Annotated in this window: 22 protein-coding genes and 1 pseudogene; 16 read left to right on the forward strand and 7 right to left on the reverse strand. The window is 63.9% G+C overall.

Annotation, left to right across the window (positions count from 1 at the left end; genetic code table 11):
• Positions 1–68: 68 nt before the first annotated feature.
• A complete protein-coding gene (locus ACN19L_RS23350; protein WP_315999505.1) occupies positions 69–392 on the reverse strand; it encodes a thioredoxin in 324 nt (107 codons plus the stop codon).
• Between the two features lie 256 nt (positions 393–648).
• Here ACN19L_RS23350 and ACN19L_RS23355 point away from each other — a divergent pair, with 256 nt between their 5' ends.
• From ACN19L_RS23355 to ACN19L_RS23365, 3 genes are all read left to right on the forward strand, one after another.
• Entirely contained in the window at positions 649–2,262 is a 1,614-nt protein-coding gene (locus ACN19L_RS23355; protein WP_315999506.1) for a PAS domain-containing sensor histidine kinase, read from the forward strand.
• Positions 2,240–3,298 carry a response regulator gene (locus ACN19L_RS23360; RefSeq protein ID WP_315999507.1) on the forward strand — a complete coding sequence of 353 codons (1,059 nt, stop codon included), beginning with the start codon at positions 2,240–2,242 and terminating at the stop codon, positions 3,296–3,298. Before ACN19L_RS23355 ends, ACN19L_RS23360 begins: the two co-directional genes overlap by 23 nt.
• A 413-nt stretch (positions 3,299–3,711) precedes the next feature.
• Positions 3,712–4,404: a recombinase family protein gene (locus ACN19L_RS23365; RefSeq protein ID WP_315999508.1), complete on the forward strand. Its 693-nt coding sequence runs from the start codon at positions 3,712–3,714 to the stop codon at positions 4,402–4,404.
• Positions 4,405–4,518: 114 nt separating this feature from the next.
• Here ACN19L_RS23365 and ACN19L_RS23370 read toward each other — a convergent pair whose 3' ends face one another.
• The 3 genes from ACN19L_RS23370 to ACN19L_RS23380 all read right to left on the reverse strand — a co-directional run bounded on the left by ACN19L_RS23370 (position 4,519) and on the right by ACN19L_RS23380 (position 7,399).
• On the reverse strand, positions 4,519–5,370 hold the full coding sequence (locus ACN19L_RS23370; protein WP_426491317.1) for an efflux RND transporter permease subunit: 852 nt from the start codon (positions 5,368–5,370) through the stop codon (positions 4,519–4,521).
• A gap of 4 nt (positions 5,371–5,374) precedes the next feature.
• Positions 5,375–6,799 (reverse strand): TolC family protein, encoded by a 1,425-nt coding sequence (locus tag ACN19L_RS23375; RefSeq protein WP_426491318.1) that lies wholly within the window; start codon positions 6,797–6,799, stop codon positions 5,375–5,377.
• Positions 6,800–7,027: 228 nt separating this feature from the next.
• Positions 7,028–7,399 (reverse strand): hypothetical protein, encoded by a 372-nt coding sequence (locus ACN19L_RS23380; RefSeq protein WP_426491319.1) that lies wholly within the window; start codon positions 7,397–7,399, stop codon positions 7,028–7,030.
• Positions 7,400–7,687: 288 nt separating this feature from the next.
• Here ACN19L_RS23380 and ACN19L_RS23385 point away from each other — a divergent pair.
• Positions 7,688–7,837: pseudogene (locus ACN19L_RS23385) on the forward strand (DUF305 domain-containing protein); the annotation flags it as partial.
• A gap of 12 nt (positions 7,838–7,849) precedes the next feature.
• Here ACN19L_RS23385 and ACN19L_RS23390 read toward each other — a convergent pair.
• Genes ACN19L_RS23390 through ACN19L_RS23400 form a run of 3 tightly spaced genes read right to left on the reverse strand, consistent with a single transcriptional unit; the run spans position 7,850 to position 9,029 of the window.
• Positions 7,850–8,332: an IS3 family transposase gene (locus ACN19L_RS23390; RefSeq protein ID WP_426493612.1), complete on the reverse strand. Its 483-nt coding sequence runs from the start codon at positions 8,330–8,332 to the stop codon at positions 7,850–7,852.
• Entirely contained in the window at positions 8,218–8,730 is a 513-nt protein-coding gene (locus ACN19L_RS23395) for an IS3 family transposase (protein WP_426491321.1), read from the reverse strand. The genes ACN19L_RS23390 and ACN19L_RS23395 overlap by 115 nt, the downstream gene beginning before the upstream one ends.
• The gene (locus ACN19L_RS23400) at positions 8,727–9,029 is read right to left on the reverse strand and encodes a transposase (RefSeq protein WP_223831499.1); all 303 of its coding nucleotides are present in this window, start codon (positions 9,027–9,029) and stop codon (positions 8,727–8,729) included. The genes ACN19L_RS23395 and ACN19L_RS23400 overlap by 4 nt, the downstream gene beginning before the upstream one ends.
• 50 nt (positions 9,030–9,079) lie before the next feature.
• On the opposite strand from ACN19L_RS23400, the gene ACN19L_RS23405 reads away from it, so the two are divergent.
• The 12 genes from ACN19L_RS23405 to ACN19L_RS23460 all read left to right on the forward strand — a co-directional run bounded on the left by ACN19L_RS23405 (position 9,080) and on the right by ACN19L_RS23460 (position 18,764).
• Positions 9,080–9,412 carry a DUF305 domain-containing protein gene (locus tag ACN19L_RS23405; RefSeq protein ID WP_426491322.1) on the forward strand — a complete coding sequence of 111 codons (333 nt, stop codon included), beginning with the start codon at positions 9,080–9,082 and terminating at the stop codon, positions 9,410–9,412.
• Positions 9,413–9,526: 114 nt separating this feature from the next.
• Positions 9,527–9,844, forward strand: coding sequence for an ArsR/SmtB family transcription factor (locus ACN19L_RS23410; RefSeq protein WP_426491323.1), 318 nt, complete (start codon positions 9,527–9,529; stop codon positions 9,842–9,844).
• A 71-nt stretch (positions 9,845–9,915) separates the two neighbouring features.
• A complete protein-coding gene (locus ACN19L_RS23415; protein ID WP_426491324.1) occupies positions 9,916–10,731 on the forward strand; it encodes a sulfite exporter TauE/SafE family protein in 816 nt (271 codons plus the stop codon).
• A gap of 83 nt (positions 10,732–10,814) precedes the next feature.
• Positions 10,815–12,170, forward strand: coding sequence for an MBL fold metallo-hydrolase (locus tag ACN19L_RS23420; protein WP_426491325.1), 1,356 nt, complete (start codon positions 10,815–10,817; stop codon positions 12,168–12,170).
• A 102-nt stretch (positions 12,171–12,272) separates the two neighbouring features.
• Positions 12,273–12,611, forward strand: a complete 339-nt coding sequence (locus ACN19L_RS23425) for a rhodanese-like domain-containing protein (RefSeq protein WP_426491326.1) — start codon at positions 12,273–12,275, stop codon at positions 12,609–12,611.
• A gap of 93 nt (positions 12,612–12,704) precedes the next feature.
• On the forward strand, positions 12,705–13,265 hold the full coding sequence (locus ACN19L_RS23430; protein WP_426491327.1) for a YeeE/YedE family protein: 561 nt from the start codon (positions 12,705–12,707) through the stop codon (positions 13,263–13,265).
• A 24-nt stretch (positions 13,266–13,289) separates the two neighbouring features.
• Positions 13,290–13,913, forward strand: a complete 624-nt coding sequence (locus ACN19L_RS23435) for a class I SAM-dependent methyltransferase (protein ID WP_426491328.1) — start codon at positions 13,290–13,292, stop codon at positions 13,911–13,913.
• 21 nt (positions 13,914–13,934) lie between these two features.
• Entirely contained in the window at positions 13,935–14,345 is a 411-nt protein-coding gene (locus ACN19L_RS23440; protein ID WP_183405339.1) for a DUF6691 family protein, read from the forward strand.
• A gap of 36 nt (positions 14,346–14,381) precedes the next feature.
• Complete coding sequence (locus tag ACN19L_RS23445) at positions 14,382–15,434, forward strand: c-type cytochrome (RefSeq protein ID WP_426491329.1); 1,053 nt, start codon at positions 14,382–14,384, stop codon at positions 15,432–15,434.
• A gap of 7 nt (positions 15,435–15,441) precedes the next feature.
• Complete coding sequence (locus tag ACN19L_RS23450) at positions 15,442–16,893, forward strand: OprD family outer membrane porin (protein WP_426491330.1); 1,452 nt, start codon at positions 15,442–15,444, stop codon at positions 16,891–16,893.
• A 16-nt stretch (positions 16,894–16,909) separates the two neighbouring features.
• On the forward strand, positions 16,910–17,383 hold the full coding sequence (locus ACN19L_RS23455) for a DsrE family protein (protein ID WP_426491331.1): 474 nt from the start codon (positions 16,910–16,912) through the stop codon (positions 17,381–17,383).
• A gap of 43 nt (positions 17,384–17,426) precedes the next feature.
• Positions 17,427–18,764 (forward strand): MFS transporter, encoded by a 1,338-nt coding sequence (locus ACN19L_RS23460; protein WP_426491332.1) that lies wholly within the window; start codon positions 17,427–17,429, stop codon positions 18,762–18,764.
• The last annotated feature ends 240 nt before the right edge of the window (positions 18,765–19,004 follow it).

The following is a 19,004-nucleotide window of genomic DNA, read 5'->3' on the forward strand; positions in this document are numbered from 1 at the left end:
GTGTTTTCCCCGACAGTCCGTTTTATCGCCTGCCATTTTCCAGCGGGCCGCCAACGGGCAGCCGGGATTTAGGTCGTCCCGGCGGCTTCCAGCAGGTGCGTTACCTGGGCTTCGTCTTCGGGCAGGCCCTCGTGTCGCCACAGCTCCACGCCCTGCCGCACCAGCACGCAGGCCGGCAGCGCGGGTGTACCGAAGCTGCGCACCACGGCCGGGTGGCTGGCTTCGTCTACCTTCAGCACCCGGATGGCCGGGCCCAGCCGGCTTTGCAGCGCCCGCAGGGCGGCGCTGGTGAGGGCCGTGGGCAAGGCGTCGCCCAGTGCGGCCGGCGGCAGCAGAATCAGCAGCACGGCCGGAGCGGGTGGCGGAGCGGGCAAGGAGGAAACAGGCGCCATTAGCGGATACGTGTAGTGAGTTGCCGTAAAATTACTTTTCGCGACCAGCGGCTCCCATGAGCCTCCTCAAGTTCGGGCTTGACCTTTATCATCGCCGCCGCTGGCGGGCCTGGCTAGGCATAAACAGGTCGCCGGGCAGGCAATTAGCAAACCCTTCGGAGTGGGCTAATCGTTTGACCAGGTACTTTAGAGGCTCAGAGGGTCCTTTCGCCCAGTGGCTGCTCTATGACTTTTACCGCCGCTTGCGGCCTTTGCCATGCCCCACGACCCGTTTGCCCGCGCCCTGATTGATGTTTTCCTGAATCAGGCTTCGGAATTTGTGGGCGTGTACGAGGCCCGCGAAGGGCGCTTCACACGGGTGAACCCCGCCGGCGTGCAGCTGCTGGGCTATGCCTCGGAGGCGGCCCTGCTGGCCGAACCGGGCCGGGCCCTCCGCACCCCGGCCTTTTCCGACGCCGACTGGGTGCGGCTCTGCGAGCAGGCCCAGACCCAGGGCCGGCAGGAAGTGGAAACCGAAGTCGGGCCGCCCGACGGCCCGGCCTTTCTGGCGCGCATCGAGCTGACGCCTTTTGCAGTGGAAGGGAGCCCGTATTTCCTGGTGCGCCTCAGCGAGCTTAGCCGCCTGCGGCAGGTGGAGCGCGAGCTGGCCGAAAGTCACCGCCGTTTCGAGGCCGTGGTGGCCAACGCCACCATCGGCATCCTCGTGTGCGACCGCGCCGGCATCATCGTGTCGGCCAACCGGATGGCCCACCAGCAGTTCGACTACGCGGAAGGCGAGCTGGAAGGGTCAGGCATCGACCGGCTGGTGCCGCCCCTGCCGAGCCGCAGCCACGAGCAGCTGCGCGCCTCCTACAATGCCAACCCCCAAGTGCGGGCGCTGAGTGCCCACCGCGGCGAGCTGCACGGCCGGCGCCGCGACGGGTCGGTGTTTCCGGCCGAAATCAGCCTGAGCTATTTCCACCTCGATGAAGCGTTGTTCGTGGTGTCCTACGTTATCGATATCACCGACAAAAAGACCGCCCAACAAGCCTTGGTGGCCGAGCGCCAGCGCGTGGAGCGCCTCAACGCCGACCTGGAGCAAAAAGTGGCCGACCGCACCCACGCCCTGATGACCACCCTCGAGCAGCTGGAGCAGCGCAAGGAAGAACTGGCCCAGGCCCTGGCCGCCGAGCAGGAACTGGGCGAGTTGAAATCGCGCTTCGTGAGCATGGCCTCGCACGAGTTTCGCACCCCGCTCACAGCCGTGCTCACCTCGGCCGCGCTGATTGAGAAATACCCGGCCACCGAGCAGCAGGACAAGCGCCGGCGCCACTTGGAGCGCATCAGGCAGTCGGTGAACCACCTGAACGACATCCTGGAAGAGTTTCTCTCGGTGGGGCGCATCGAGGAAGGCAAGGTGCAGGCCCGGCCGGCCCGCCTCGATTTGCCTGCGCTGCTGCACGACACCATCGCCGATGTGGAGGGCCTGCGCAAGCCCGGTCAGGTTATCCGGCCGGAGGTGAGCTGCCCGACCCCGCTGTGGCTCGACCCCTCGCTGCTGCGCAAAATCCTGGTCAATCTGCTGTCTAACGGGCTGAAATACTCCGGCGAAAACGCGGTGGTGACGGTGCGTGCCGTCTGCGCCGCCGGCCAGCTCGTGCTCACGGTGCAGGACCAGGGCGTGGGCATTTCGGCCGAAGACCAGGAGCACTTGTTTGAGCGGTTTTTCCGGGCCCGCAACGCCGCTAACCTGCCCGGCACCGGCCTGGGCCTCTACATCGTGGCCCGCTACCTGGAGCTGATGCGTGGCACCATTGCCTTGCAAAGCGCGCTGGAAGTGGGCACCACCGTCATCATTACCATTCCCTATGAAGACCATTCTGCTGATTGAGGACAACGACTTTATCCGCGAAAACACCGCCGAAATCCTGGAAATGACCGGCTACCAGGTGCTCACGGCCGAAAACGGCAAGATGGGCGTGGAAAAAGCCCTGGCGACGAAGCCGGATTTGGTGGTCTGCGACATCATGATGCCCGTGCTCGACGGCTACGGCGTGCTGCACATCTTCAACCAAAACCCGCAGCTGGCGGGCGTCCCGTTCATTTTCCTCACCGCCAAAACCGAGCGTACCGACCTGCGCCGCGGCATGGAGCTGGGCGCCGACGACTACCTCACCAAGCCCTTCGACGACTCGGAGCTGCTCAGCGCCATTGCCGGCCGCCTGGCCCGGTTCCAGCACCTCAAGCCGGAGTACGCGCCTACGCCCACCGGCTTGGATTCCTTTCTGCGCGATGCGCAGCAGGCCGGCGGCCTGGCAGCCCTGACCGCCGAGCGCCGCCCCCATGCCGTGCCCCGCAAGCAGCTCGTTTACGCCGAAGGCGACGAGGCTACCCGCCTCTACTTCGTGCAGCGCGGGCGGGTGAAAACCAGCAAAACCACGGCCACGGGCAAGGAGCTGATTACGGCAATTCACGAAGAAGGCGCGTTTTTTGGCTACCAGGCCCTGCTGGCCGGCACGCCCCATCACGATACGGCAGTGGCCGTGGAAGACACCACCCTGCTCTACATTCCGGCGGCCGACTTCACGCTGCTGCTGCTGCGCAACCCCGAGGTGAGCCACCAGTTTGTGCGCCTGCTCGTGGGCCGGGTGCAGCAGCAGGACGAACAACTCCTGGACCTGGCCTACAACTCGCTGCGCAAGCGCGTGGCCGACGCGCTACTGCACCTGCACGCCCAGCAATCCGCTTTCACTCCGGCCGACCCCCTCATTCAACTCACCCGCGACGACCTGGCCGCCCTCATCGGCACCGCCCCGGAGTCGCTGAGCCGCATTTTGAGCGAGTTCCGCCAGGAAGGCATTATCGAGCTCACCAACAAGTTCATCCGCGTGCTGCACTCCGACAAGCTGCGCGGCAGCAATTGGTAGGATGGGTTTTCACATTTATATCCCCGTTTCAGTAAACAAGCCAGCAACTTGTCTAGGCAGTTATGAATTCTTTGAAAAACCGGCAAAATCAGTTCGAAAATTTCTTCAGCTAGCAGTGGTCAGAAAAAGGCTTCGCACCATCAGTAAGCTGTACGACTCGGCGCTGTTGAAATGGACGAACACCCAGAAACACTCGAGCCAACACCTGCCCTTTCAGTAATCCTGATATGGCCTGGTCATCCAAGCCAGGGCATTCTCTTTCCGGTAGAAAAACCCGGTGCAACCATTCATCATCCGACGGGCACGATGGTATCTACAGTAGAATCAGCGAAAAAAAGACAAGCTAACATTTTTTAAACGAGCGTTTGGAAAACGTTAACTTTGCCGGAAACGCCGGTTTTTGCTCCTTCTATATGCGTACTTCGTCTTCACCAGCCCGTCACTACTTTGCCTACTACCGGGTCTCAACGCAGAAGCAGGGTGCGTCGGGCTTGGGCTTAGAGGCTCAACGGGCAGCGGCTCGCGCCTTCGTGGCGGACCCGACTGCCTTGCGCGGTGAGTACGTCGAAATCGAGAGCGGCAAGAAGAACCACCGGCCTCAGCTGCTGGCCGCCATCGCGGCGGCCCGACAGGCGGGCGGGGTACTGCTCATCGCCAAGCTGGACCGGCTCTCGCGCAACGCCGGTTTCATCTTCACCCTACGCGACGCGGGGGTGGAATTTATTTGCTGCGACATGCCCGACGCGAATACGCTTACCGTGGGCTTGTTCGCGGTGCTGGCCCAGCACGAGCGGGAGACCATCTCCAAGCGGACTAAGGACGCGCTCACCGCCAAGAAGGCACGGGGGGCCACGTTGGGCACGCCGGCCAACCTGACGGCCGCGGCCCGGCAACGGGGCTTAGCCGTGCGCCAGCAGAACGCCCGGGACAACCAAGCCAACAAACAGGCCAGCCGTGTAGCAACGCTGCTGCAGCTGCAAGGCCACAACCTGACCCAGATTACCCGCGAACTCAACGAGGCCGGCTACCGCACCCGCCGGGGCAAGGCCTTTCACTTGGCCACGGTTCGTCGGCTCCTGGTCCGGGTCGCCACAAAACCAACGTAACCAGCAGCCCATCTGCTTGCCGACCCCGACGTGTAGGGAGGGCGTTTCAGCCGCAGCAAAAACCCACGCGTGTGATACCACCGATGACAGACGTGAAATTCCTTAACGTGCTATTTATTCCGTTTTCTGTGAGGACCCCTTGATGACGGCGTAGCCCGTCGTCACGTCGGCGGCGTCTTCCACCGTGGCCACGTCGCGCAGGTACACGCCCGGGCCGGAACCAGTGCGCAGGGGCACGTCCAGGAAGTCGGCGGGGTGTTCAATCAGCGAGTTCACCGGGGCCATGTAGGCCACGTCGCCCATCTTCACATTGCCGGCCGCCGAGGGCTGGTTGCTGCTGACGATGGCCTTCACCACGTCGTCGGGCGTGAGCTGGTAACCGCGCAGCTTGGCCGGGTCGGCCTTTACCACGATGGTGCGGATGTTGCCGCCGAACGGGGCCGTGGACGTGACGCCCGGAATGGTGGTAAACATGGGCCGGATGCGGCTGGCGGCCAGATCCTGGAGCTGGGTCAGGGAGCTTTTCTCGCTTTCCAGCACGAGCTGGCCCACCGGCAGCGAGCTGGCATCGAAGCGCACCACCTGCGGGGGCAAGGTACCGAGCGGCATAAACGCCGTGGCCCGCGACACCTGGGTGGCCACCTCGGCGGCGGCCTGGGCCATGTCGGTGCCGGGGTAAAAGGAGAGCTTGATGAGCGTCAGGCCCTGAATGCTCTTGGTTTCAATCTTCTTGACCCCGGACACGAACAGGAAGTTGTTCTGAAACTGGTTGGCCATGAAGCCGTCGAGCTGCTCGGGCGAGAGGCCGCCGTAGGGCTCGGCTACGTAGATGGCCGGCACGTCCATGCTGGGGAAGATGTCCACGGCAATGTCGCGCACGGCGGCGAAGGCGAAAAAGAGGATGGCCAGCATGGCCACCACCACGGTGAGAGGCCGCTGCAGGGCCGACCGGATAAGTTCGTACATGCGGCTAGGGCGTTACGGGGGTGAAAAAGAAGGAGAAGTCGCCGGCGGCGGCGGTTTGCAGCAGCACGGCCTGCCAGGCGGCGTTGGCCGTGAGCACCTGGTCCTGCTCGGCCTGCTGCAGCCCGTAGAGGGCCTGCGTCACGTCGACCACGGTGGCGAGGCCCGAGTTGTAGAGAGCCAGCTTCTGGCGGTACGCCTGGCGGGCAGCGGCGAGCTGCAGCGGGGCTTGGCGGGCGCGCTCGGCGGCCAACTGCAGGCGCTGCTCAGCCAGGGTAGCCTGGTTGCTAAGTTCCAGCTGCTGCTGGCGATATTCCGCTTGCAGGCCCTGGGTGCGCAGGTTTTCGGCCTGGGCCTGGGCCTGCAAGCGGGGCCAGTCAAGCAGGTCGAACACCACGCCCACACCCACGGCGTAGTTCAAGCGGGTGGGTGCGGCCCCGCCCAGCCCGTAGTCGGTGGTGCCGTTGTAGCTTAGCCCGGAGCCCCGGCCCCAGGTGGCACCCAGCAGGGAAAGCCGGGGGCGGTACTGACGGCGAATCACCGTTTCGCGGGCTTTGCCCAGGTCCACAGCCCGCTGCTGCAGGTCCAGCGTGGGGTGCGTGGCCGTGGGCGGCACCAGCGCGGGCGGCAGGGTTCGGTTGTAGAGCGTATCGGGCTGCCAGGTAGCACCGGGCTGGCCCAGCAGGGTGGAAAGCCGGGCCTGGCGGTCGGCTTCCTGTTCCTGGGCACTTACCAGCGCCAGCTTCGACTGGGCTTCGGCCGCGCGGGCCAGGGTGCTGTCCACGCCGGGGCGCAGACCATGCAGCGCCAGCCGGGTAATGGTCTTTTTGAGTATGGATACCCGGTGCACATCCTGCTCGCGCACCTGGCGCAGGCTTTGCGTAGCCAGCAAGTCGAGGTAGGTCTGGGCCACGCGCAGCTGCTGGGTGAACAGCTCGTTGTCGGCGTCGGCCTGGGCGTAGTCGCGGGCCGCTTCGGCGCGGGCCCGCTGGGCCGGGTACTGCCCAAAGGTGACCGGGCTCCACTCCATGAGGGCCGTACCCATGCTACCGAACACGACGTTGTAGGAGTTGACCCCGCTTAGCGAGCCGCTGCTGGGAATGATAGTGCCCACGGGTAGCATGGTGCCGGCCACGGCGTTGGTGGAGCCGTAGCTCACCTGCCCGCTCAAGCGCACGGAGGGCAGGCGCTGGGTTTTGGTCTGGGCAATATCGGCCTCGGCGGCCTGCACCTGGTAGGCTTTGGCCTGCAGGTGCGGGGCCTGGGTGCGGGCCAGATCCAGGGCTTCGTTCAGGGAAAGCGGCCGGCCGGCGGCCGGATGAACCGGGCGCTGTTGTGCCTGGCTGACTGGACCCGTCAACAGCAGGGCGACGAGTAGCCAGGCACTACCTGCCGGCAGCCGCCGGACAGGAGGTACGAAAGGGAAAAACATGGGCTGAGAGAAGTCAGGACAGAAATCCGGGCCGGGCGCACAGGGGCGTAGCCAGCCAGTTACTAGGCAGATTTGCTGGGGCTCTCAGGAAAAGGCGGGATTACCCGATAACCAGGGTTAAGGCGGCCGCACAAGGCGGCGGGCTGGTCGGGGCATAAAAAACCCGGTTATCGCCCCCACAAAAGGGGCAATTAACCGGGTACATACCCGGCTCCACTACGCGTTTTCCTAAGAAAAGCGAACGGGCGGAGCCTTGTTGGGGTGGTTGGCAAACGAGTGCTCGGGGCCGGCATTCGGGCCACGGGCGGGATTCAGGGTCGGCTCGTCGGCCGGGAACAGCAGCCCGAAATACAGGGCCGGGAAATCACCACTCAGCGCCAGATCCAGCGGCAGCAGCTTGGCTTTTACTACTGGTGCGTGGTCGGCCTGCGGATCGGCCTGCACCGTCTGCAGCTTCTTTTTGCACAGGCCAGTTTGGGACTGTTCCTGCGGACTACCCAGCCCAGTGGTCGTTGCGGGGACCCGGGCAGGCAGCGGCTGGCAATGCAGGTAAACACCCGCATAGAGCAGCAACAGCAAATGGGTCAGCAAACGAGACATAGACAACGGTAGCAGGTGCAAAGGTGCGTAGAAATTCTCAGCAGCGGGCACTTGCTGAACTTCAAAGGCACGGCTAAGCCCGCGTAGTTGCACCAGCTAATCTGCTCAAGAAGTTACCAAGGGCGGGGCCAGGCAGGTAGTGGCGATAAGCAGCGACATGCTGCCAGAACCGTACCACAGCCCGGCAGCGGCACAACTACTAGGACCTGCCCTTCGTTGGCTGGCTAAACTGACGGTACTGTCCCTACCTGTCGGTGTAGGCTATTCACCCTCTGTCTTCCAATGCTTATGGAATCCTCTACCATGCCCGCTCAAGGCCACTACCGCAAGTTTTTGCTCACGCTGGCCGTGTCCTTTGTCGTGATGTATGTGGTCATGTACCTCAACACCTACGAGCTCGACCACGTGTATTTCAGCCTCACCCGCTTCTACATGACTGAGGTGGTCTAGCTAAGCTGGACAGAGTTGGGACGTTGTTTGAAGGTGGAGTTCGAAATGGTTGGGAGCTTGGTAGCCGAGGGCGGAATGGCGTCGTTCGGCGTTGTAGTAGGCGATGTGGTGGCTGATTTCGAGCTTGGCTTCGGCCAGGCCGGGGAAACTGCCGCCGTCGAGCAGTTCGGCTTTGAAGCGGCTCCAAAAGGACTCGGCGTGGGCGTTATCGTAGCAATTGCCGCGCCGGCTCATGCTTTGCACGGCCCCGTGGCGGGCCAGTAAGTCCTTGAAGCGGGTGGCCGTGTACTGGCTGCCCTGGTCGGAGTGCACGACCAGCCCGGCCGGGGGGCGGCGCACGACCAGGGCGCGACGGAGCGCCTCGCTGACTAGGTCCTCCGGCATGGTGTCGCGTACGTCCCAGCCCACGATTTTGCGCGAGCAGCGGTCGAGCCAGACGGCCAGGTAGAGCCAGCCGCCGCCCTGGCGGGGCAGGTAGGTGATGTCGCCCACCCAGACCCGGTTCGGGGCGGTGGGGCCGGCTGGCCGAGCAAGCGGTTAGGCGCCGCGCGCACGGCCGGGTCCGAGTCGGTGGTGCGGGGCACAAACGAGCGCGGCTGCTGGGCCCACAAGCCGTGCGCCTTTAGCACGCGGCGGATGCGCCAGCGGCCCACCGCGTGGCCTTGCGCCTGTACCTCCGCCCGCAGCCGGCGGGTGCCGTAGCGTTGGTTGTGGTGCGCAAATACCTCGCGCACGGCCAGTTGCCAGGCCGGCTCGACCACCGGCTGCTGCCGGCGGCGCTGCCACGCATAGTAGGCGGCCGGGGCCACGCGCAGCACCTGGCAAAGCTGGCGCACGGGTACGTGGGCCCGGCGTTGGGCGATGTGCTGGTAGGTGCTCACCGGGTCGGCTGGCCGAAGATGACCAAGGCTTTTTTTAAAATGTCGAGCTCCTGCTCGGCCCGTTTCAGTCGGGCCCGCAGGGCGCGCACTTCCGGGTCGCGCGCCACTTCCTCACTGCCCACTTCGGCCACGAGCTGCGCCTGCTGCCAGCGGTAGAGCAGCTTGGGGCTGATGCCCAACTGCCGCGCCGCCGCTTGGGTGCTGCGGCTCTCGCTGGCCAGGCGCAGGGCCTCGGTCTTAAACGCCTCGTCGTATTTACGCCGTTTGTCGGGCGACGCCCCGTTCTTTTTGGCTGTCATCACAGAAGAAATATACGTCCTTCTTCTGTCCGTCTTGCCTAGACCACCTCATGACAGTGCTCATGGTAACGGCCATGGCCGTGGTGATGCTACTCATGATGCCCATGATGTACCCCAACAAGACGCGCAACGGGCTTATCATGGGCGTCAACCTGACGCTGTTTGTCGGCGCACTGGTGCTGGTGCGCACACAGACCTTCGTAGACGACACCCGCTGGATGAAAGCCATGATTCCGCATCACTCTATTGCCATCCTCACCAGCGAGCGGGCCACTATTAAAGACCCGGAAGTGCGCAAGCTGGCCGATGGTATCATCACCACCCAAAAGCGGGAAATTGCGGAGATGAAGGCCATGATCAAGCGCCTAGACCAGCAGCCGTAACAAAGGCCAGCCGGCCGTGTATCACTACATCAGCCAGAAATAATTATTTGTTGTGAACTTATAGCGACACCTACTTGTATACATGAACAAATGATCATACATTTGCAGCACCTTATGACACCGACCACCACCTCCGCCGATCTGAACCTGACCACCGAGAAGATGGAGAAGGTGGCCTTCATTCTCAAGACCACGGCCCATCCCACTCGCATTGCCATCGTGCAGCTGCTGGCCAGTCAGGAAAGCCTTTCCGTCACGGACATCAGCGAAAAGCTGAATGTGGAGCAGTCGCTGCTTTCCCACCACCTGACGGGCATGAAGCTGAAAGGTATTCTGAGCAGCCACCGCGACGGCAAAAACATCTTCTACGCACTGAAGATGCGCGAAGTGGTCGACGTGATTCAGTGCTTGGCTGGCTGCACGTTCCTGTAAGGGGACCGGCCTTTTTTTTGCCAAAACGCATGAACAACTTTTCATAAATACATACGTTCACCCGTTCATCCATGTTGCACATTGTCGGCTACTTCGCGGCTATATTCATCGGTCTTTCCCTGGGCATTATGGGCGGGGGCGGCTCCATCCTCACCGTGCCGGTACTGGTGTACCTGATGGGCGTGAGCCCGGTGCTGAGCACGGCTTACTCGCTCTTCGTAGTAGGCTCCACCTCCGTAGTGGGCGCCTCGGGCTATTTCCGCAAGGGACTCGTGTCATTGAAGACGGCCATCGTCTTTTTGATTCCCTCGCTGCTGGCCGTGTTTGCCGTGCGCAAGCTGCTGATGCCCGCCATCCCGCACGAGCTCTTTACCCTGGGCAGCATTGTCTTCACCAAGGACCTGCTGGTGCTGGTGGCCTTTGCCGTGCTCATGGTCGTGGCCGCTACGTCGATGATCCGCAGCAAGCAGGCCGAGGAAGTGCTCGACGAAGAGCTGCACCACAAGCACGCCTTTAATTACCCGCTGATTCTGGGCATTGGCCTGGTGGTGGGCACGCTCACGGGCTTCGTGGGGGCCGGCGGCGGTTTCCTAATTATTCCGGCCCTGGTGCTGGGCGCCCGCCTACCGATGAAGCTGGCCGTGGGCACCTCGCTGGCCATCATTGCCCTGAACTCACTCATCGGCTTTACGGGGGATTTGAGCGCCGGCACTCCCATTGCCTGGACGTTCCTGCTCGGCTTCCTGGCCTTTGCCTTAGCGGGCATCGTGCTGGGCACCTACCTGGCCCGCTTTATCCCGGGGGCTAAGCTCAAGCCGGCCTTCGGCTGGTTTACCCTGGCTATGGGCACGTTCATTCTGCTGCGCGAACTGGTGTTTTCGCACTAATCATCTGACCCTTAACCAGCTACTTCCCGTTTGCTGCTTCAGCGCGTTTCCCCCATCCACTCACCTGCTAACCGCTTCCAACCATGAAAATCGAACAGTTTGAAGACAAGGGCCTGGCCCATTTCTCCTACGCCATTCTCAGCGAGTGCGCCCGCGAAATCGTGCTCATCGACCCCGCCCGCGACCCGCAGCCCTACTACGACTACGCCGAGGCCCACGACGCGAAAATCGTCAGCGTCATCGAAACCCACCCCCATGCTGACTTTGTGAGCAGCCACCTGGAAATAGCCCAGACCACCGGAGCCACCATCCGCGTGAGCAAGCTGCTGGGAGCTGATTATACCCACGAAGCTTTCGATGAAGGCCAGTCCTTCACGGTGGGCAAACTGACCTTCCGCGCCCTGAACACGCCGGGCCACTCGCCCGACTCCATCAGCATCGTAGTGAGCCGCGAGGGCCAGGACGAAGCCGTGTTTACCGGCGACACGCTGTTCATTGGGGACGTGGGCCGGCCTGACCTGCGCGAGAAAGCCGGCAACATGACGGCCAAGCGCGAGGAACTGGCCCGGCAGATGTACCACTCCCTGCGCGACAAGCTGATGCCCCTGGCCGGTGAGGTGCTGGTCTATCCCGCCCACGGCGCGGGCAGCCTCTGCGGCAAGGCCCTGAGCGGCGCCAACAGCAGCACCATCGCCGACGAGAAATTCGGCAACCCCATGCTGCGGGAGATGAGTGAAGAGGAGTTCGTGAAAGAGCTGCTCGCTGACCAGCCCTTCATCCCGAAATACTTCGGCTACGACGTGGCCCTGAACAAAGCCGGTGCGCCCGATTACAAGCCGAGCGTGCAGAAAGTGAACCGCCTGGCTGCCGGCACGGCTCTGGAAGCCGGTACCATCCTAGTTGATACCCGACCCGAAGCAGAGTTCAAGCAGGGCCACATGGACGGCGCCATTAATATCCAGCAGGGCGGCAAGTTCGAAACCTGGCTGGGTTCCATCGTGGGGCCGGAAGAGCCGTTCTACCTGGTGGCCGCCGACGAGGCGACCCTGGAAGACCTGATCCGGAAAACGGCCAAAATCGGCTACGAGGCCCTGATCAAGGGGGCATTGGTCGGCTCGCCATCTTCTGAGGCGACGCTACCAAAGCTGGATGTGGAGCAGTTCCGCCAGCATCCCGAGCAGTACACTATTGTGGACATCCGCAATGCCACCGAGCACCGCGACGAGCCCATTTTTGCGGACGCGCTCAACATTCCGCTGCCCGAGCTGCGGGAGCGGGCCCAGGAAATCCCCACCGATAAGCCCGTGGTAGTGCACTGCGCCGGCGGCTACCGCTCGGCCGCGGGCTCCAGCATCGTGGCCGATGCCCTGCCCGGTACGGAAGTGCTCGACCTGAGCGAGGCCGTCAAGTCTTTCCAGTCCGCCTCCGCCCAGCACTAATTCCTAACGGCCGACCGGGGAGCCGCCCTGCAGGCGGGCTCTCCGGTTGCCTGACGGCCTTATCCTATGCCTTCGCTCACTTTGCTTCTTTCCCTCTTGGCCATGCTGAATTTCTTTCAAGGCGCTGCCCCCGCCTATAAAAACCTCACCCCTGCTCAATTCTCCGCGGCCCTGCGCCAGCCCGGCGCGGTGCTGCTGGACGTACGCCGCCCCGACGAGTTTGCCGGTGGCCACCTGCCCGGGGCCGTGAACATCGACGTCACCGCGCCCGACTTCGCCCAGCGCGTGGCGGCGCTGGATAAAACCAAGCCCACCTACGTGTACTGCCGCAGCGGCGCCCGCTCGGCTAACGCCGCCGGGCAGCTGACCAAAAGCGGCTTTGCGCACGTGTCGAACCTGCTGGGTGGCGTGCTGGACTGGCCCGAAAAGCTGGTTCGCTAACCCGCATCCATTTTCCCTTCCTGTTTAGCAAGAATTCCGGCCGGCCGCTGCGGCGGGCGGGCCGGATGTCTATACTCCTGACCTTCTGACTTCATGCTTGAATTACTTCGCCAGCCCTGGCCCTGGTACGTGGCCGGCCCGCTCATCGGGCTGACGGTACCCGCCCTGCTGCTTATCGGCAACAAAGCCCTGGGCATCAGCTCCTCGCTGCGCCACGTGTGTGCCGCCTGCGTGCCCGCCGGCATTCCCTTCCTGACCTACAACTGGCGGGCCGAACTCTGGAACATATTTTTTGTGCTGGGCATCGGCGTCGGCGGCTTTATCGGCTACCAGCTCATGGGCCACGCCGATACGATTGCCATTTCCCCGGAAACCGTGCGCGACCTGAAAGCGCAGATGCACCTGACCGACTTTTCAGGGCTGCTACCCAAGGAGCTGTTTGCTCTGGAGAACCTCGCGAACTGGAAAGGTTGGGTATTCCTCGTGCTGGGCGGTTTCCTGGTCGGTTTCGGCACCCGCTACGCCGGGGGCTGCACCTCGGGCCACGCCATTTCGGGCCTGTCCAACCTGCAGTGGGTGTCGCTGGTGGCCGTCATTGGCTTCTTCGTGGGCGGTTTGCTCATGACGTGGGTGTTTTACCCAATGATGTTTTAGCCCAGTACTGCTACCCCACCCGCCATGAACGCTGCTTCCCAATCCGCGGCCGCCGAGTACTGGGATGCCCGCTACGAAAGCGAGGCATATGCCTACGGCACCGAGCCCAATACGTACTTCCGCCAGCAGCTGGATAAGCTGCCGCCTGGCCGCCTGCTGCTACTGGCCGAAGGCGAAGGCCGCAACGCCGTGTACGCCGCCCGGCGCGGGTGGCAGGTAACGGCGATGGACTTCAGCGACGAGGCCCGGGCCAAGGCCCAACGCCTGGCCGTAGCCCAGGGTGTGCACCTGGACTACCAGGTGGCCGATGTGACCAGCCTGCGCTGGCAGCAGCCCGGCGGCTACGATGCCATCGGCCTGATCTATGCCCATCTACCGCCCGTGGCCCGCTGGGCCGTGCACGCGGCCGCGGCCCAAAGCCTGGCATCCGGAGGGCACCTGATTCTGGAAGCCTTCAGTCCCCGCCAGTTGGGCTTGCCCTCCGGCGGCCCCCAATCGGCCGAACTGCTCTACGACCCCGACACCCTGGCCGCCGATTTCGCTGGGCTCACGGTACGGGAAAACCACGAGCTGGGCGTCGTTCTGCACGAGGGCAGCTTCCACTCCGGGCCGGCCAATATTGTGCGCATGCTGGCCACGCGCTCCTAATTCCCTCTTCTATTACCTGACATGAAAAACCTGAAATACCTGGTGCTGGGCGTACTGTTCGGCATTATCCTCACGAAAAGCGAAGTGGTGAGCTGGTGGCGCATCCAGGAGATGTTCCGCTTCCAGAGCTTCCACATGTACGGCATCATCGGCTCAGCCATTGTAGTCGGCCTGATTTCCATTCAGCTCATCAAGCGCAACCGCCTCAAGACCATCAACGGCGAGGAAATCACCCTGGCCGACAAGAAGTACAACCACGGCACCTGGATTGGGGGCACCATTTTCGGCCTGGGCTGGGCCCTAACCGGCGCCTGCCCCGGCCCGATGTTCGCCCAGTTGGGCAGCGGCGTGGCCGGCGCGGCCGTGCTGATACTCGCGGCCCTGGCCGGCACCTGGACCTACAGCGCCCTGCGCGAAAAGCTGCCTCACTAACTACCGGGCACCGGTGCCCGCCTTCGCTACGCTGCCATGGAAACCCCGTCTGATTCCGTTGCCCGGCTGTCCCGGCTGGTGCGCATCCTGCTGCTGCTGACGTCTGCGCTGGTGTTGGTCGTGGTGGTGGTACTGACCCAGCTGTACGGCCCGGCCAGCCCGCCCCCACCGGCCCCGGTGGCCGAAGCCAACGAGGGGCCGCCCCCTTCCGGCAGCTACCATCGCCCGGCCACGGCCGCCCCCGACACGGCGACCCTTCCGCGCACGGCCGCCGGCCGGCATATCCGCTACGGCCGCGACCTGATTGCCCACACCGCCCGCTACCTGGGGCCGCAGGGCTCGGTGGCGCACCTGACCAACGGCCTGAACTGCCAGAACTGTCATCTGGATGCGGGCACCAAGGGCTTTGCCAACAACTACCTGGCCGTGGCCGCCACTTACCCGAAGATGCGGGCCCGCTCGGGCACGCTGGTCACGACTGAAATGCGGGTAAACGACTGTCTGGAGCGCAGCCTCAACGGCCGGGCCCTGGCCGACAGCAGCCGGGAGATGCGCGCCATCGTGGCCTACATCAACTGGCTGGGCCATGACATTCCCAAAGGGAAAAAGGTGTACGGCACCGGCTTCACGAAGCTGGCCTACCTGCCGCGCTCCGCCGACCCAATAGTGGGCAAGGCGGTATTTGCCGCCAAATGCCAGAGCTGCCACGGCCCCAACGGGGAAGGCAAGCCGCTGGCCGACGGGCGCGAGTACCAGTACCCGCCGCTCTGGGGCAAGCACAGCTACAACGATGGCGCGGGCCTGTACCGCGTCACCAATCTGGCCAAGTACGTGAAGGCCGCCATGCCCTTCGGGGCCGCTTTCGACCACCCCCAGCTCACCGACGCGCAGGCCTGGGACGTAGCCGCCTTCGTCAACTCCCAGCCCCGGCCGCACCTGAATACACCCCGGGACTGGCCCGACATCAGCCAAAAGCCCGTCGACCATCCATTCGGGCCCTATACCGACTCCTTTTCGGAGCGCCAGCACAAATACGGGCCCTACCAGCCCATCGAAGATGCTCACCCGCAACTGGCCAAGGCCAAGTAAGTCTGCCATGCCACGTATCCTTCGTCTGCTGGTGGCCAGCCTGCTGCTGCCAGCGGCGGCCTGGGCGCAACACGCCGAGCCGGCCCTAACCCGGCCGGTAACGGGGCGCACGCAGTTGCCGCCCTACCCGGCCCCGGCAGCGCCGGATACGGTGCGGGCCCGCTCCCTGCCGGAGGCTTTCCGCCGGGGGCGCTGGCACGGGCGGGTGCGTAGCTACTCGATGGCCACCCTGAACCAGGGCTCTTACCCCGATTACTACGCCAGTGGCCTGGGGGCCGGGGCCCGCTTTGAAACGGTCTCTTTCCACGGGTTGCAAGTCGGCATAGGCGGCTTTTTCTGGGCCAATCTGGCCTCCAGTGACCTGGCGACGCCGGATTCGCTGACGGGCGCCGTGAGCCGCTACGAGGTGGGGTTGTTTGACGTGACGAACCCCGGCCGGCGCCGGCTCACCGGGCGGGCGGAGGAGCTGTTTCTGCGCTACCGCTGGCGGCAGTCCACCCTCACGTTAGGCCGGCAGTTGCTCACTACCCCGCTGCTCAACCCCCAGGACGGCCGCCTGAGCCCGAACTACGCCGAGGGGCTGTGGCTAGAAGTGAAAGAACTGCCCCGCACCACCCTCTCCGCGGGCTGGCTGACCGGGCTGGCCGTGCGCTCCACCACCGACTGGACCTCAGTAGGCGGCTCCGTGGGCCTGTACCCGGCGGGCGTGACGGAGGCCGGCCAGCGGGCTCTGTACGCGGGCAACCTGCGCAGCCGGGGGGTGGGGATTGCGGGCGTCAGCCGGCAGCTCGGGGCGCGCACCACGGCCCAAGCCTGGAACTACTACGCCGATAACCTGTTCAACGCCAGCTTTGCGGAGCTGACCGCCGGCCGGGCCCTGGGCACGGGCCAGCTCACGCTGGGCGCGCAGTATCATTACCAGCGCACGGTGGGCTCTGGCGGCAACCCGAATCCGCAGCTGGCCTACAGCGCCCCGGGCCGGCAGGCCCACGCCCTGAGCACCCGCCTGGGCTACCAGCGCGGGGCCTGGAGCATGAGCGGCAACTACACCCGCATCACCCGCACCGGTCGCTTCCTGTTTCCGCGGGAGTGGGGGCGCGAGCCGTTCTACACGTTTCTGCCCCGCGAGCGGGAAGAAGGCTTCGGGGGCGTGGACGCGGCGGCCGTGCTGGGAGGCTACTCCTTTGCCCGGGTGCCGGGCCTGAAAGCGGAAGCTGGCTACGGCCACTACTACCTGCCGGACGTAAAAAACACCCCCCTCAACAAGTACGGCATGCCCTCGTATCGCCAGCTGAACGCTTCCCTGACCTATGCTTTCCCGGGCTGGGCCAAGGGACTGCGCGGGCAGCTGCTCTACGTGTACAAGGGCCGCCTGGGCAACACCTACGGCGAGGCCCGCTACGAAGTCAACAAGGTAGACATGCACCTGGTGAATCTGATTCTCAACTACGATTTTTAACCCTTTCCCCTTCGCCATGAATGCTCCTCTCCGCTTTCTTGCGGCCTCTGCCCTGCTGCTGGCCAGCCTTACCACCACCCAGGCCCAGACCCCGGCCGCCGGTAAACCAGCCGCCGAATTCACAGGTGCTGTGGCGGACAAAGCGGAGTACAAAGTGGTGTACCAGCTGGACAGTGACGACCCCAAGCTCATCAAGCAGACCCTGCGCAACATGAAAAACGCGCTGGAAGATCCGCGCCTCAAGGGCAAGCTGCAGATGGAGTTGGTGGCCTACGGCGGCGGTACGGACGTGTTCCGCAAAGCCCAGCCCTACGAGGCGGATCTAAAAGCCCTCCAACAGCAGGGCGTGTTGCTGGCCCAGTGCCTGAACACGATGAAAGAGCGCAAGATCAGCAAGGACGAGCTGTTTCACTTTATCAGCTACGTGCCCACCGGCAACGGCGAGCTGATCATTCGCCAGGCCCAGGGCTGGGCTATCGTGCACCCCTAAACAACTACGTTTCCTATACTTCCTCCCCCATTAGCTACTAGCCATGACTACTCCGCGTCTGGGTCTGCGTGAAAACTGGCACCAGTTCAGCCTGCTGGTCCTGGTGAATGCCTTTGTGGGGGGCATGGTGGGGCTGGAGCGCACGATTCTGCCCCGGCTGGCGGAGCAGGAATTCCACTTAGAAGCCCGCTCGGCCATTCTCTCCTTCATCGTGGTGTTTGGGCTTAAGAAAGCCGTGGCCAACTACTACGCCGGGGCCTGGGCCAATACGGTGGGGCGCCGAAACCTGCTGGTTATTGGTTGGCTCATTGGCCTGCCCGTGCCTCTGCTGCTACTCTGGGCCCCTTCCTGGGGCTGGGTGATTTTCGCCAACGTGTTGCTGGGCCTGAATCAGGGCCTGGCCTGGTCGAGCACCGTGGTGATGAAGATTGACCTGGTGGGCTCCAAGCAGCGCGGGCTGGCCATGGGCCTGAACGAGTCGGCCGGCTATCTGGCCGTGGCCGCTACGGCGTTTGCCTCGGGCTGGCTGGCCACCGAGTACGGCCTGCGGCCTTATCCCTTTTATCTGGGCATCGTCCTGGCTGTGCTGGGCTTGCTGGGCTCCCTGCTGGTACGCGATACGCGCCACCACGTGGCCCTGGAAGCGGCTCAGGCTCCGGCCGGCAGCTCAGCTGGGCCGCCCCTCTCTTTCTGGGATGTAACGTGGCGCCACCCCAACCTGGGCTCCGTCACGCAGGCCGGGCTGGTCAACAACCTCAACGACGGCATGGTCTGGGGTTTGCTGCCACTGCTACTAGCCAGCAAAGGCTTTACCCTCACCCAGATTGGTACCGTGGCCGCCGTGTACCCGGCCGTGTGGGGGCTGGGCCAGCTGGTGACCGGCCCGTTGGCCGACCGGCTCTGCAAAAAAGACCTGCTCTTCTGGGGCATGCTGCTGCAGGGGGCAGTGCTGCTGGCTATGCTGTTTACTTCTTCTTACCCGGTGTTTCTACTGCTGGCAGGCCTGCTAGGGGCCGGTACGGCCTTGGTATATCCCACCTTTCTGGCAGCTATTGCCGAGTATGCCCCCCTGGCCCAGCGGGCCCACAGCGTAGGCATCTTCCGCCTCTGGCGGGACGTGGGCTACGCCATCGGCGCCTTGCTTACGGGCATACTGGCCGATACGCTGGGCCTGGGGGCCGCCCTGGCTGCCATCGGAGGGCTAACAGTACTTTCCTCTCTCGTCATTCGCCGCCGCATGTACTGCCTGCCCGCGCCGGATAGCGTAGACGCCTTCACCGGCAGTTGCGCCCGGCCCGCTTCAACCTTTCACCTGAGTAGTACGCGTCTGGTTCGGCCGCTAAGCTCCTACCTGTTCCGGCCCTTACTACGCTGCGCGTGAAAACGGCCCCGGTTCCCGTCTACTGCATCGACTCCTACCTGGAAGGCCACGGGCATGATGCCTTTCACGCCCAGCGGCTGGAAGATGTAATTGCCGGGTTTTCGGGTACCTTCTGGCCGGCAAAGCGTAATCTTTCTGGTTGCTGCCTATAACCGCATAGAGCCAGGTTGTTGCCTGAACGTGCCCACGGCAGAGCCGTATGGCCTAGTTAACTCTAATCAGGCTAACACTGGCCTTGCT

This window comes from Hymenobacter sp. 102, assembly GCF_049949205.1.
Classification (GTDB): Bacteria; Bacteroidota; Bacteroidia; order Cytophagales; family Hymenobacteraceae; genus Hymenobacter.